The 13266-nt window shown below is 63.1% G+C and carries 12 protein-coding genes; 5 read left to right on the forward strand and 7 right to left on the reverse strand.

Features of this window, described 5'->3' with window-relative positions; translation table 11 throughout:
- The 3 genes from JHD64_RS19445 to JHD64_RS19455 all read left to right on the forward strand — a co-directional run.
- Positions 1–640: glutathione S-transferase family protein (locus JHD64_RS19445; protein ID WP_199055125.1), on the forward strand; the 640-nt coding region annotated here is incomplete at its 5' end.
- A gap of 53 nt (positions 641–693) precedes the next feature.
- Positions 694–1224: an arsinothricin resistance N-acetyltransferase ArsN1 family B gene (locus JHD64_RS19450; RefSeq protein ID WP_199055127.1), complete on the forward strand. Its 531-nt coding sequence runs from the start codon at positions 694–696 to the stop codon at positions 1222–1224.
- Between the two features lie 116 nt (positions 1225–1340).
- Positions 1341–1703, forward strand: coding sequence for a cupin domain-containing protein (locus JHD64_RS19455; protein ID WP_199055129.1), 363 nt, complete (start codon positions 1341–1343; stop codon positions 1701–1703).
- A gap of 136 nt (positions 1704–1839) precedes the next feature.
- Here JHD64_RS19455 and JHD64_RS19460 read toward each other — a convergent pair whose 3' ends face one another.
- Together JHD64_RS19460 and JHD64_RS19465 are read right to left on the reverse strand one after the other, a co-directional pair.
- Positions 1840–2469, reverse strand: coding sequence for a YceH family protein (locus JHD64_RS19460; RefSeq protein ID WP_199055131.1), 630 nt, complete (start codon positions 2467–2469; stop codon positions 1840–1842).
- 76 nt (positions 2470–2545) lie between these two features.
- Complete coding sequence (locus tag JHD64_RS19465) at positions 2546–4084, reverse strand: BCCT family transporter (RefSeq protein ID WP_199055132.1); 1539 nt, start codon at positions 4082–4084, stop codon at positions 2546–2548.
- Between the two features lie 415 nt (positions 4085–4499).
- Between JHD64_RS19465 and JHD64_RS19470 the strand changes: the two genes are divergently transcribed.
- Positions 4500–5252 (forward strand): TlyA family RNA methyltransferase, encoded by a 753-nt coding sequence (locus JHD64_RS19470; RefSeq protein ID WP_199055134.1) that lies wholly within the window; start codon positions 4500–4502, stop codon positions 5250–5252.
- A gap of 110 nt (positions 5253–5362) precedes the next feature.
- On the opposite strand, the gene JHD64_RS19475 is transcribed toward JHD64_RS19470, so the two are convergent.
- Complete coding sequence (locus JHD64_RS19475; RefSeq protein WP_082693584.1) at positions 5363–5821, reverse strand: universal stress protein; 459 nt, start codon at positions 5819–5821, stop codon at positions 5363–5365.
- Positions 5822–6091: 270 nt separating this feature from the next.
- Here JHD64_RS19475 and JHD64_RS19480 point away from each other — a divergent pair, with 270 nt between their 5' ends.
- Positions 6092–6406 (forward strand): hypothetical protein, encoded by a 315-nt coding sequence (locus JHD64_RS19480; RefSeq protein WP_059286874.1) that lies wholly within the window; start codon positions 6092–6094, stop codon positions 6404–6406.
- Positions 6407–6408: 2 nt separating this feature from the next.
- Here the strand turns inward: JHD64_RS19480 and ggt are convergent, their stop codons facing one another.
- From ggt to JHD64_RS19500, 4 genes are all read right to left on the reverse strand, one after another.
- Positions 6409–8127 carry a gamma-glutamyltransferase gene (ggt, locus tag JHD64_RS19485; RefSeq protein ID WP_059286875.1) on the reverse strand — a complete coding sequence of 573 codons (1719 nt, stop codon included), beginning with the start codon at positions 8125–8127 and terminating at the stop codon, positions 6409–6411.
- A gap of 188 nt (positions 8128–8315) precedes the next feature.
- A complete protein-coding gene (locus tag JHD64_RS19490) occupies positions 8316–9668 on the reverse strand; it encodes a glutamine synthetase family protein (protein WP_110313043.1) in 1353 nt (450 codons plus the stop codon).
- A 212-nt stretch (positions 9669–9880) separates the two neighbouring features.
- Entirely contained in the window at positions 9881–11491 is a 1611-nt protein-coding gene (locus JHD64_RS19495) for a methyl-accepting chemotaxis protein (RefSeq protein WP_199055145.1), read from the reverse strand.
- A gap of 158 nt (positions 11492–11649) precedes the next feature.
- Positions 11650–13032, reverse strand: a complete 1383-nt coding sequence (locus JHD64_RS19500; RefSeq protein WP_059286877.1) for a DUF2252 domain-containing protein — start codon at positions 13030–13032, stop codon at positions 11650–11652.
- Positions 13033–13266: the final 234 nt, after the last annotated feature.

Consider the following 13266-nt stretch of genomic DNA (forward strand, 5'->3'; position numbering starts at 1 on the left):
GCTCAAGCTGTCCGGACTGCCATATCGCAAGCAGCCCGGCAGCATGCGCCGGGCGCCCAAGGGCAAGCTGCCTTATCTTGATGACGATGACCGGCGCGTGCCGGACTCCACGCTGATCCGCCTTTATCTGGCCGAGCAATATGGCATCAGCCTGGACGCCGGGCTGTCGGAGACTGACAAGGCGCTGGCCTGGAGCGTGGAATGCCTGTGCAGCGATCATCTGTACTGGTGCGTGGTGCATGAACGCTGGCTGGATGACGCCACCTTTGCCCGTGGCCCGGCGCAGTTTTTCCAGCGCGTGCCGCGGCTGTTGCGCGCGCCGATCATGGCCATGGTGCGGCGCAAGGTGCGTGCCAGCCTGCAGGCCCAGGGGCTGGGGCGCTTCAGTCCGGCCGAACGCCAGCGCCTGTTGCAACTGGATGTCGCCAGCCTGGCCACCCTGCTGGGCGAGCAGCCCTATATGCTGGGCGCGGCACCCAGCTGGCTGGATGCCACGGTATTTGCCTTTCTCGCTTCCGCCTGGCTGGGCACACTGGGCGACACCCCCAGCCAGCAGGCGCTGCGGCAGCACCCCAATCTGCAGGCTTATGTCGAGCGGCTGCGCCGGCAATACTTTCCCGATTGGACGGTTCCAGCATGACTGGCGCGTTTCTTGCAGCACCCGGCAGCATCATCCCGTCCCAGACCCTGAGCATGAGCCAAGATATCCACATCCGACCGGCCACGCTGGCCGACGCCGCCAGCATCGTGGCGATTTACAATCCCTACGTGCTGGACACCACCATCAGTTTTGAAGAGCAGGCAGTGAGCGAGCAGGACATGGCCGAGCGCATGCGCAAGGTGGACGAGCAGGGCCTGCCCTGGCTGGTGGTGGAGCTGCATGGCGAAGTGCTGGGCTATGCCTATGCCACGCGCTGGCGGGTGCGCCATGCCTATCGCTTTGCGGTGGAAACCTCGGTGTATTTTGCCGCCGCCGCCCGCGGCCAGGGCCTGGGCAGCCGGCTGTATCGCGCCTTGCTGCAGCAATTGCGCGCACGGGGGGTGCACATGGCCATCGGCGGCATCGTCCTGCCCAATGAGGCCAGCATCGCCCTGCACGAGGGTCTGGGCTTCCGTCAGGTGGCCACGTTTCACGAGGTGGGCTGGAAGGCCGGCCGCTGGCTGGACGTGGGCTATTGGGAGCTGAAGCTCAATGATGGCCCGCCACCGGGCCATGGCAGCTGACGACGCCATCTGCGCCATGCTGGGGCCATGCCCTCCCCAGTGTGGTGCGTGCAAAACCTTGGACAGCCGCTGCGCTTTGTGACAAATTTGATCAAATACTCACAAAAGGAGCAGACATGACACAGGCCAGCGACATCATCGTGTTTCAACGCAACCCGGTGCGGGTCGAACAGTTCAACGCGGCGGACGAGCGTCGTATCGAAGGTGAATGCGCCCAGACCGTGGAGAACCATTACTCCGATCCCAGCGGCCAGTTTCATGCCGGGATCTGGAGCGGTGGCCGTGGCAGCTGGAAAGTGAAATACAGTGAGCACGAATTCTGCACCCTGCTGGAAGGCTATGTGCGGCTGACCGACAAGCAGGGTGACAGTGTGGAGCTGTATGCCGGCGACCACTTCGTCATTCCGGCAGGGTTCGAAGGGGTGTGGGAAGTGCTGGAACCGGCGCGCAAGACCTACGCCATCTTTGAGCCCAAATAGTTGCGCCTTGCCGTAATGCACAAAGCCCCGCCCTGGCGGGGCTTTGCGATTACCGACCAACCGCAGGGCCTGGCGCGGCGAGCAAGATCGCGCACCCCCCGGGCCAATGCCACAACGGGGCGGGTGTTGGCGGCGCTTACTCGCCCAGGCGGTGTTCCAGTTCTTGCAAGCGGGCCTTGAGGGCGGCTACCTCGGCTTCCAGCGCCGCCACCCGTCCGGCAACGCCGACATCGATGATGGCCGCGGCGCTCAGTTCGCTCTGGCTGGGTTCGCCACTGAGCAGGTGGCACCAGCGCGCTTCGCGCTCACCCGGCTGGCGCGGCAGTTTCATCACCAGCGGCGGGTATTTGTCGGCCAGTGCTTCCAGCGCCCCTTCCACTTCTTCCACGCCTGCAAAACTGTAGATGCGGCCGGAGCGGGTGCGGATTTCCGCGCTGGTCTGCGGGCCGCGCAGCATCAGCAGCGCCAGTGCAGCCTGCCGTGCGCCGTCGATATTCCATTCATAGTTCAGGCGATGCTCATACTTGGCCACCCGGCTGCCGGCCGGCAGGCGCTCGGTGACCAGCTTTTTCGTCATCAGCCCGTCCAGGGCGGCACTCAGCTCGGCATCGGACAACTGCATCACCGGTTCGCGGCTGGTGAGCTGATTGCAGGCGGAAGACAGGCTGTTCAGCGTCAGCGGGTAGGCATCCGGTGTCAGCGCCTGTTTTTCGACCAGTGCGCCCAGTACCCGCACTTCCGCGGCATCCAGTTGGTGTGTATCCATCTTGTGCTCCCTTGTTGCAATGCGCACATCATCGCACCAAGCACACCTGGCAACCAAGCTTTGTCGCCGCTACCGCTCAGCGTGGTGGCTGCTGTTGCGCCAGCAGGGCATCCAGCTGCTGCCGGCGCTGGATCTGGCGCCGGCGGGCGGCATCCTCATCCTCGGCCAGGGCCTTGTACAGTGAAATCGCCATGCCGATCATGATCAGCATGAAGGGCAGCGCTGCCACGATGGACATGGTCTGCAAGCCCTTCAGCCCGCCGCTCGAGAGCAGTACCAGGGCAATGGCCGACAGCAGCACGCCCCAGACCAGCTTGACCCGGTGTCCCGGATTGAGCGAACCGCCGGAGGACAGCATGGCCAGCACAAAGGTGGCGGAATCGGCCGATGTGACGAAAAAGCTGACCACCAGCAACATGGCCAGCATGGATAGCGCGCGCCCACCCGGCAGATAGTCGAACATCACGTACAGCGCGGTGGAAACATCCTGTTTTACCGCGCCGACCAGGTCGGCCCCGCCAAACAATTGCAGCTCCAGTGCCGTACCACCGAATACGGCAAACCAGACAAAGCTGGCCAGGGCCGGCACCAGCATCACCCCCACCACGAATTCGCGTATGGTGCGGCCACGCGAGACGCGGGCGATGAACATGCCGACAAACGGTGCCCAGGTCACCCACCAGGCCCAGTAAAACAGCGTCCAGCTGGCCATCCAGCTGCTCTGGCTGAAGGGCGACATGCGCAGGCTCATGCTGGTGAGATTGCCCAGATAATCACCGAAGGTGGTGGTGAAGGTATCAAAGATAAAACCGCTGGGGCCCAGTACCATCAGCAGCAGCATCAGGCCGCAGGCCAGCAGGATGTTGAGATTGGACAGCCACTTGATCCCCCGTGCCAGGCCGGTGAGCGAGGACAGCAGGAACAGCACGGTGGCAATGGCGACGATGGCAAAGGTCAGCCAGGGCGAAGCCGGCAGGCCAAACAGCTTGAGCAGTCCGCTCTCGATCTGCAAGGTGCCAAAGCCCAGCGAAGTGGCTACGCCGAATACCGTGGCCAGTACGGCCAGGGTATCAATCGCCTTGCCGATGGGGCCATCCACCCGTGCGCCCAGCAGCGGGCGGAAGGCGGCGCTGATCAGCCCCGGCGTGCCACGGTTGAATTTGAAATAGGCCAGTACCAGCCCCATCAGGCTATAGATGGCCCAGGGGTGCAGGCCCCAGTGGAAAAAGGCATAGCGCATGGCGGCACGGGCTGCCTCGGCCGACTGCGGCGTGATGGCTGCGCTGGCCGGGCTGGCGAAGTGGGACAGCGGCTCGGCCACGCCCCAGAACACCAGACCGATGCCCATGCCGGCAGAAAACAGCATGGCAAACCAGCTGCCGCGGGAAAACTCCGGTGCCTCATCCGCTTTTCCCAGCCGGATATGGCCGAAACGACCAAAGGCCAGATACAGGGCAAACACCAGAAAGCCGAATACGCCAAGCAGGTAAAACCAGCCGAAGCGGGCAATGGTATCGCTCAGCAGGGCGGCCGTGGTGTCGGCCAGCTGCTGTGGGGCAAGAGCGCCAAACAGCACAAACAGGGCAGTCAGTAACAGGGATAGTCGCAAGACCAAGCGTGTCTCCTTTCGTTAGACGGCCAGCAGAACGCCGGGGTGGGTGGCCTTCACTGGCAGGGTGGGGCAGGGCTGTCGCCCGCTCCGGCGCAAGGGCCGGGCAGGGGACGGGCGGATGGTGTCAGCTGGCGGCGATGGCATGGCAAGCGGCCATGCAACAGGCGCAGCAGCCTGAAATGGGCGGCAGTCTGTGGGCTGCCATATGGATAATTCAATGAATTCAATACATTGCCTTTTTACCATAACATTATTAGTAAATTGATGTAAACAAATATACTGAATCAGCTGGTGGCCGCCGCAGCCCTGACCGGCGCCTTGTCCCGCCGCCTTGGCCGCGCCAGACGGGTTGATGCTTGACAGCATGCGGCGGACTGGCCAACCTGTCGCCTTTTGAAAAGCATGCAAGGAAACGGTGATGAAGCGGGTGGATCTTCTGTTGGTGGAACAAGGACTTGCCACTTCCCGGACAGCGGCACAAAGCCTGCTGGAAAGCGGCCGGGTCAGCCTGGACGGCCAGATCATCAGCAAGGCCAGTTCAAAATTTCCCGCTGGCACTCCCTTGCAGGTCCGGCCCGATCCGGCCGACCGCTTTGTCTCCCGTGGCGGACAGAAACTGGATGGCGCCTTGCGCCAGGCCGGGCTGGATATCACCGGCTGGCGGGTGCTGGATGTGGGGCAGTCTACCGGCGGCTTTACCGATTGCGCCTTGCAGGCCGGGGCCGAGTATGTGGTGGGCGTGGATGTCGGTCACGACCAGTTGCATCCCAGGCTATGGGATGATCCGCGCGTACGCTGCTTTGAAGGGGTGAACGCGCGCGCACTGGATGGCCGCAGCCTGCTGCAGGCCAATGACGGTTTGCCCTTCGACCTGATGGTGTGCGATGTGTCGTTTATCTCGCTGACGCTGATCCTGCCGTCGGCCCTGCCTTTGCTGGCGGAGAATGGCCGTTTGCTGGGGCTGGTCAAACCGCAGTTCGAGGTGGGACGCGGCGCGCTGGGACATGGCGGCATCGTGCGCGATGAAAGCCTGTTCGCCGGGGTGCAGGACAAGATCAGCAACTGCCTGGACGAGCTGGACTGGGAGGTGGAGCAGTGGTTCGACAGCCCGTTGACCGGTGGCGACGGCAACCGCGAGTTTTTCGTGCTGGCACGCCGGGCGGTCTATTGAGCAGGCAAAGAAAATCCGCAGAGGCGTCATGCACTCTGCGGATGGCACCGGCCACCTTGCCTGTGGCCTGACGGTGCGGTGGGATCTTGCGAGTGAGGCGGCCGGCGGTTTCAGTCTTCCTCGCCGCGCACCACCAGCAGCGGGCAGTGGGTCTTGCGCATGACGTTTTCGGCAAAGCTGCCCAGCAGCAGATGAGCCAGTCCGCTGCGGCCATGGGTGCCGATGACGATCAACTCGGCCTTGCGGCTGTCGGCAAAGCGGATCAAGGCATCCGCCATGTCCTTGCCGCCTTCCCAGCTTTCTGCGATATGGCAGTCCACCCGGCTGACCCCTTCGTTGATGGCCTGTTTTTCTGCCTTGTCCAGCAACTCGCGCGCCTGACGGAAGGCCAGATCATGCAGCTGATGGGTGTCCAGCGCACCCACGCCCTCGATGGCCATGTCGCGCAAACTGGCCACATGCACCAGCGACACGCTGGATTGTGCCGTTTTGGCAATACGTAGTGCCTCGGCTAGAGCCTTTGCAGAAGTTCGGCTACCATCTACTGCAATAACAATGTGTTGATACATGGAGTGCTCCTCGTAAAACCGTCGCTCGCGCCAGGTCAGATGGCGGTACTGTCGGCCGGCATGAGGCCTTGCCCGGCGTCCTGAAGCGGCTGAATGCCCTGTTTGATTTTAGGATACTCGCGGCGGCAGAAAGACTCTCCGAACTAATTGTTATGCATTTGATCTATAACAAACTCGAACAGACCATGGGCCGCGTTTAATGCGTGAACCCATGGTCTGCCGCTATTCCGGCCCGACCCATTTGCATACCAAGGAGGATGGTTTTACATCATGTTGATCTTTGCCTTGCTGTCCTTGCTCGTTATTGCCGCCATCGTTGCCTGGAGTCTGAAGTCGGGCAAGCGCAAAAACAACAAGGTGGCGGACGATAGCCGCATCTATGCCGCACATACCCAGTCCCGGCCCCTGGAGCCGCTGGAACACAGCACCGGCCACGCTTTCGGCCTGTTGCTCAAGGCCGCCCGTGGCGACCGTTCGGTGGTGGAAAAGTGGATCATGGCCGAGCAGCACCAGAATATCCCGCCGATCAGCCGCGATGGTGCGATCGAGCAACTGGCCAAGCGCCTGCAGGCCAGCCGCCGCTAGCCCTAGCGGCCGAGTACCAGCCCCTCGCGGCGTGGATCCGCACCACCGGTATAACCATTACCCGTCCTGACCAGTGCCGACAGGCCACTGGTCATGTCCACCATTTTTACCTGATGCCCCAGCGCCGTCAGCGTGCTGGCCTGCAAGTCCAGTCCCTGACCCGCTTCCAGTTCGGTGGCTCCGTTGCGGTTGCCGTAGTGCGGCAGGCTGACGGCCTGTTGCGGATCCAGCTTCCAGTCCAGCAGGGCGATCAGTGTCTGGGCAACATAGCCGATGATCTGGCTGCCGCCGGGGGAGCCGGTGGCCAGCAGGAACTTGCCCTTGCTGTCGAACACCATGGTGGGCGACATGCTGCTGCGCGGCCGTTTGCGGGCTTCCACCCGGTTGGCTACCGGCAGCCCGTGGTCTTCCGGTGCAAAGGAAAAATCCGTCAGCTGGTTATTCAGCAAAAAGCCCTTGACCAGCATGCGGCTGCCAAACTGGTCTTCAATTGAGCTGGTCATGCTGACCACCCGCCCTTGCCGGTCCACCACATTGAGGTGGGAGGTACAGGGCAGCTCCACTGCACTATCCCTGCCATAGGCCGATAATTTGACGCCGGCCGGCTCACCGGCGCTGGCCGTGCCCATGCTGCGTTCCGGCCGGATCAACAGGCTGCGCTGCTGCACATAATCGGTGGCGACCAGTGCCGCGCTGGGCACGCTGGCAAAAGCCGGGTCGGCCAGATAGCGGTTGCGATCGGCAAAGGCCAGCTTGCCCGCTTCGGCAAACAAATGGATGGTGGAGCCGGCGGTGGGCGACATGCCCGCCAGCGGGAAGCGTTGCAGCATGCCCAGCATTTGCAGCACGGCCACACCGCCGGAGCTGGGTGCATCCATGCCGCAGACCTGCCAGCTGCGATAGGGGGCGCACAGCGGTTTGCGTTCGATGGCCTGGTAGGCTGCCAGATCAGCCGGCAGCATGCGGCCGGGGTTGCGCGGATGCTGGTTGACCTTGTCGATGATGGCCGTGGCGATCTCGCCCTGGTAGAAGGCGCGCGGGCCATGGCGGGCGATCTGCTCCAGCGTTGCCGCATACTCGGGGTTTTTCAGCAGGCTGCCCATGGCTTTGGGCTGGCCATCCGGCTGGTAGAAATAGCGGCGGGCAGCGGCGTCCTCGCGCAGAAACCGGTCGTTAGCCAGCAGGGTGTACAGCCGTGGTGAAATGGCGAAGCCCTGTTGCGCCAGGCGGATGGCCGGCTGGAACAGGCTGGCCCATGGCAGATGGCCACCTTGCTGGTGTGCCAGCTTCAGCATGGCCAGCACGCCGGGCACCCCCACCGAACGTCCCCCCACCACCGCCTGATAAAAGTCCATGGGCTGGCCTTGTGCCTGCAGGAAAAGCTTGCCATCCGCCGTGGCCGGGGCGGTTTCCCGGCCATCGAAGCTGGTGAGCCGGTGGCCGTCGTAATACAGCATGAAGGCCCCGCCCCCGATGCCGGACGATTGTGGCTCGGTCAGGCCCAGCACCAGCTGGGCGGCGATGGCCGCATCGATGGCGCTGCCACCGCGTTGCAGGATTTCCAGCGCAGCCTTGCTGGCGTAGGGATTGGCGGTCGCTACCATGCTGTTGCGTGCGCTGACGGCGGGGCGGGGGCTAAAGCCGCTGGCGGCTTCCGGCGCTGCGGTTTCCGCCAGGGCTGGCAGGGCGCACAGCAAGAGCAGCAGACTGCGTAACAACATGAATTCGGACCTCGTTGGCGATGGGCTGGATCAGCGGTGGCCTCCCGCAGCGCGCGCGGGCGGTGTGAAAAGCACAGGGGCAATGGTGCGACAGGGGCGGGAGAGGGTCAATCCTGCGCGGTCGGCCCCATGCAGAACGGCCTGGCGCGTATAGGCGTCAGGCCGTTGTCCCTGCCAGGGCTGCCGGATCAGGACAGGGTGGCCAGGTACTGGCGCTCCCATGGCGTGATCTGGTTGTGGAAATGGCTGAGTTCCACTTCCTTGACGGCCAGATAGGCGGCGTTGAATTCGCTGCCGAACAGGCGTTCGGCCGTGTCATGGGCGGCCATCAGCGCGCAGGCGGCATCCAGGGTATTGGGCAGGGTGGCGGCATCGGCATTGTTGAAGACATTGCCGACAGCCGGCTCGCTCGGGCTGCATTTTTCTTCCACGCCGAGCAGGCCGGCGCCCAGGCTGGCCGCCAGCGACAGGTAGGCATTGGCATCGCAGCCGGGCAGGCGGTTTTCCACGCGGCGGGCTTCCGGGCCGGATACCGGCACGCGGATGCCTACCGAGCGGTTGTCCACGCCCCAGCTGACATTCACCGGTGCGGCCAGACCCTTGACGAAGCGGCGGAAGGAGTTGGGGCTGGGGCAGAACAGCGGCATCAGGTGCGGCAGATACTGTTGCAGGCCGCCGATGTAATGGAAGAATTCGGCGCTGGCCTCGCCATTGGCCTGGCTGAACACATTATTGCCCTGGCCATCCACCACGCTCTGGTGCAGGTGCATCGAACTGCCGGGCTGGCCGGGCAGCGGCTTGGCCATGCAGACCACGGTCAGGCCGTGCTGGTAGCCGATTTCCTTCAGCGCGTACTTGAACAGGAAGGTCTGGTCGGCCAGCTCCAGCGCATTGCCATGCTTGAGGTTGATCTCGAACTGGCTGGGGCCCATTTCGTGCACATAGGTGTCGGTCTGGATGCCCAGTTGCTCACAGGCGCGGTACAGGTCGTCGAAAAAGCCTTCCAGATCGTTGAGCGTGGAAAAGCTGAAGGCGTCGAAGCCGGTTTCACGGCGGCCGGTGCGCAGGGCCGGTGCCTGGAAGGGCTGCTCCGGATTGGCGTGGGCATCGAAGATGTAAAACTCCAGCTCCGGTGCCACCACCGGGGTCCAGCCACGGGCCTGGTAACGCGCCAGAATGTTTTTCAGCGCCGAGCGCGGTGCCAGCGGCGACAGGCTGCCATCGTGATCAATGTTGTCGCACACCACCATGGCGCGCGGGGTCTTGGCCCAGGGTACCGGGCGCAGGGTGGCGAAATCCGGGCGCAGCACGACATCGGGGTCGTTTTCGCCATAGAAACGGTAGTCGGGAAATTCGCCCACGCAGGTCTGGATGGCGACGGCACGGGCAATGCGCAATTCCTGGCCCTTGATCAGGGCCTTGGCGGGCAGGGTTTTGCCGCGGGCAAAGCCGCTGACATCGGCAAAGGCCAGCTCAACGTCGCGGACGTTTTGCTGAATCAACCATTCGGCTTGAGCAGCCGCGATGGAGTGTTGGGACATGCAGGTCTCCCCTGGAGTGTTCTCGATTGTTTCATCTATCTGCCTGTCTGTCGGTGCTGCATTTTTTTGATTTTGCGGGCTGAGCCCTGTGGGCATTATGCCACCGGCAGGGGGGAGGGCAAGCGCGATATCACTGCGACCGGCCATGGCACATGAAAAAACCGGCCCTGCTTGCAGGCAGGACCGGTTTGATCACAGGCAGGGAAAAGCGCTTACAGCCGGAAGCGTGCTACCGACTGCTGCAACTGGCGGGCGTGCTGGTCGATATTCTGCATGGCCTGGACCGCCAGCTTGACCGAACTCTGGGTTTCCTCCACCACGCCGGCCACCTGTTCCACGCTGACGGCGATATTGGCACCGGCCTGGCTTTGCTCGGTCATGGCGCTTACCACCGAATGCAGGCTTTCCAGTGCACTGTGTGCCTGGCGGCTGATGGTATCCAGCGTCTGGGCGGCCTCATTGGCCTTGCCCACGCCCAGCTGCACCGCGGGGCGGATTTCCTGCATGCGTCCGGCCACGCTGCCGGTTTCATCCACCACGGCCTGGACGATGCTGGTGATTTCATTGGTGGCGCTGGCGGTGCGCTCGGCCAGCTTGCGTACTTCGTCGGCCACCACGGCAAAGCCGCGGCCCATTTCACCGGCGCGGGCGGCCTCGATGGCGGCATTCAGCGCCAGCAGATTGGTCTGGTTGGCGATGTCGCGAATGGTTTCGGCAATGCCGCTGATATTGCGGGTGCGTTCGGCCAGACTGCCGACCAGATCGCTGACATCGCCCACCTGGGTGGCGATGGATTCGATGCCGCTGGCGGCTTCCTTGGCCACCAGCTCACCCTCGCGTGCCAGCTGGCTGGAGCGACGGGCACCTTCTTCCGAGCCGCCGGCATTGTCCTTGACATGATCGATGCTGACCGACAGCTGTTCGATGGAGGCGGCGGCGGAGGCGGTGGAGTTGCTGGCAATGCCGGACACTTCGTCCACCTTGTTCATCTGTGCCGACAGCTGCTGGCCGGCCTGGCCGATATCGTCGGTGGACTGACGGATCTGGTTGATCATTTCGCGCAGCTTCTGCTGCATGTCGTGCATGGCGGCCAGCAGGCTGTGCGGCGGGCCGTTGACCCGGATTTGTTCGGTCAGGTCGCCCTGGGCAATCTGGCGCACCACCTGGGCGGCGTAGCCGGGCTCACCGCCCAGCGAGCGCACGATGCTGCGCGACATGGCGCTGCCCAGCACGACCAGCGCCAGCACCGACAGACCGCTGATGAGCAGCAGGATGGTGCCCTGACGCCAGAACAGGGCGTCGATATCGTCAATGAAAAAGCCGGTGCCCACCGTCCAGCCCCAGGGGTCGAAGCGCACCACGCCGTTGAGCTTGGGCAGCTGCTCCTTGCCTGCCCCGCGCGAGGTCAGGATGGTGACGATGCCGTAATGGTCTTTTTGCAGTGCTTCGTTGTAGACGGCTACCGTGGTGCGGCCATCGGGCACGGTACTGCCCATGTCCACCTTGCCTTCACGGTCAGCCTTGGGATGCAGCACCAGCCGGTTGTCGCTGTCGCGGGCAAAGAAGTAGATGTCGTCCACCTTCAGTGCCTTCAGCGCCTTGCGTGCCATGTCCTGTGCCTGTGGCCGGCTCAGTTTGCCGCTGACTTCCTGTTTGGCGTAGTAGTCGAGCGTGTTCTCCGCCATGCGCAGCAACAGGGTGATCTGCTCGCGCTTTTCGCTCTGCAGCGTGCTGCGGGTGATGTACAGCGAAGTGGCTGCCAGGGCGATCAGCGCGATCAGGCTGGCAGCAATGATGATGAGCAGACGGGTATTGACGCGCACGATGGCAGTCCTTGGCGTGGAGTGAGTTCTTTAAGATGGCATCTTCTGTAAGTTGCCCCGGTAAATATACCGGGGCATTGTTAATACTAAACGCAGGGTCAGGCCGGAATAACTGCTGAAAACCCCTAGTCGCTCTTTATTGGCGGCGGATGATTCACTTATAGCTTGTGTTCGGCCAAAGCGGCAGTAAAAACTGCAAAATCCAGCTCCACCTGATCGGCATAGCTCATGGCATAGCTGGCGATGGCCTGGTCGAATTTGTCCGACTGGCCGATATAGCCGGCCATTTCCGCAGCACGGCCACCGGATTTGGCATGGGCGCGTGCCAGTGCCCAGGCACAGGCCTGGCCGAATGCCGCCAGGCTTTCCGCCGAGTCGAATGATTCCAGTGCCGGTGCTGCCTTCATGTCGCGCAGCTGGCGTACATAGAAATGACGGTCGCCCGGCCCGGTCGTCCAGCCCAGGAACAGGTCACTGGCTGCCTGCATCAGCCGCTGGCCAAATACCACACGCTTGCCCTGGTGGCCGTGCACGCAGGGCTGGGTGTAGGGCTCCAGCACCGAGTTGCGTGCTTCTTTCAATTGCAGGAACAGCGGCTGGTCGTATTCATCCTGCAGCAGCATCACCAGGCAACGGGTGCCGACGCTGCCCACCCCCACCACCTTGAAGGCGGCATCCACCAGCCGGAAGCGGCTGAGCAGGGTGCGGCGGTCTTCTTTCAGCGTGGCGCTGTACTCGGCCAGCATGGTGTGCAGCAAGTCGTGTGAGCTGCCATCGCCCAGCCAGTGCTCATCATTGCCCCAGACCTGGTCTTGCTGCTGCATGTGGAAGATCACCGGCGGGTTGTCGCGCAGCCGCAGGCTGCCGTCTTCCAGTACCGTCATCTTTGGCAGCAGTTTTTCCTGGGTCTGGCCGCGTGCCTTGTCCGCCAGCTTCAGCAGCTGCTGGCGGATGCTGTCGCTATTGGCCCGCTGCAGTAATTGTTCGAAACCCACCTTGCAGTACCACAGCTCCAGCTGGCTCATCTGGGCATATTCCTGCATGCGCTTGCGGTAGGTTCCCACCAGCTGGCACACCGCCTGGCGTGCTGCCGCATTGCTGAAGCCGCGATTGCGCGCCGCCAGCACCACGCTGACCGCCAGGCGCTTGATGTCCCATTCCCACGGTGCCTGGTGCGTTTCGTCGAAGTCGTTGATGTCGAACATCAGCTGGCGTTCCGGCGAAGCGAAGAAGCCGTAGTTCATCAGGTGGGCATCGCCGCAGGTTTGCAGGGTGATGCCGCTATTGGGGGTGGCGGCCAGATCGGCGGCCTGGATCATGGCCATGCCGCGGAAGAAGGCAAAGGGCGAAGCCTGCATGCGGCTGTAGCGCAGGGGAATCAGCGAGGGTACCCGGCCTGCGGAGGTCTGCCGCAGCATGTCCACCACGTCGCGTTGCGGGCTGAGCAGGCATTGCGCCTGCAGGGTGCGGGAGCAGCTTTCACGGCGCGCCTTGCCGGCGGCCAGGCGTTTTTCATATTGCAGATGTGCGGGAGTGGGCATGGCAGTTAACTGGCTGTAGATGACAATTCAGCACAGTGTAATCCCGCAGACATGAAAAATTGATGATGGGATGTCATTTGCTGTCACGGACAGCACGGTGGCTAGTCTTGCAGCAGGCAGTGCAGCAATTGCTGGCGCTCGTGCCGGGCCGCTGCGGGATGGGTGGAAGGCGCCGTCTGAAGCCGGGGGCGGGTGAGGGTCATGCCGATTTTATCCACAGATTCATGCACAGGC

This window comes from Aquitalea sp. ASV15 (genome assembly GCF_016429115.1).
GTDB lineage: Bacteria > Pseudomonadota > Gammaproteobacteria > Burkholderiales > Chromobacteriaceae > Aquitalea > Aquitalea magnusonii.

What these genes read in the sequence shown, in the direction of transcription:
- JHD64_RS19450 (WP_199055127.1), top strand. Translation starts at nt 694, where the DNA reads ATGAGCCAAGATATCCACATCCGACCGGCCACGCTGGCCGACGCCGCC.
- JHD64_RS19455 (WP_199055129.1), top strand. Translation starts at nt 1,341, where the DNA reads ATGACACAGGCCAGCGACATCATCGTGTTTCAACGCAACCCGGTGCGG.
- JHD64_RS19460 (WP_199055131.1), bottom strand. Translation starts at nt 2,469, where the DNA reads ATGGATACACACCAACTGGATGCCGCGGAAGTGCGGGTACTGGGCGCA.
- JHD64_RS19470 (WP_199055134.1), top strand. Translation starts at nt 4,500, where the DNA reads ATGAAGCGGGTGGATCTTCTGTTGGTGGAACAAGGACTTGCCACTTCC.
- JHD64_RS19475 (WP_082693584.1), bottom strand. Translation starts at nt 5,821, where the DNA reads ATGTATCAACACATTGTTATTGCAGTAGATGGTAGCCGAACTTCTGCA.
- JHD64_RS19480 (WP_059286874.1), top strand. Translation starts at nt 6,092, where the DNA reads ATGTTGATCTTTGCCTTGCTGTCCTTGCTCGTTATTGCCGCCATCGTT.
- ggt (WP_059286875.1), bottom strand. Translation starts at nt 8,127, where the DNA reads ATGTTGTTACGCAGTCTGCTGCTCTTGCTGTGCGCCCTGCCAGCCCTG.
- JHD64_RS19490 (WP_110313043.1), bottom strand. Translation starts at nt 9,668, where the DNA reads ATGTCCCAACACTCCATCGCGGCTGCTCAAGCCGAATGGTTGATTCAG.
- JHD64_RS19500 (WP_059286877.1), bottom strand. Translation starts at nt 13,032, where the DNA reads ATGCCCACTCCCGCACATCTGCAATATGAAAAACGCCTGGCCGCCGGC.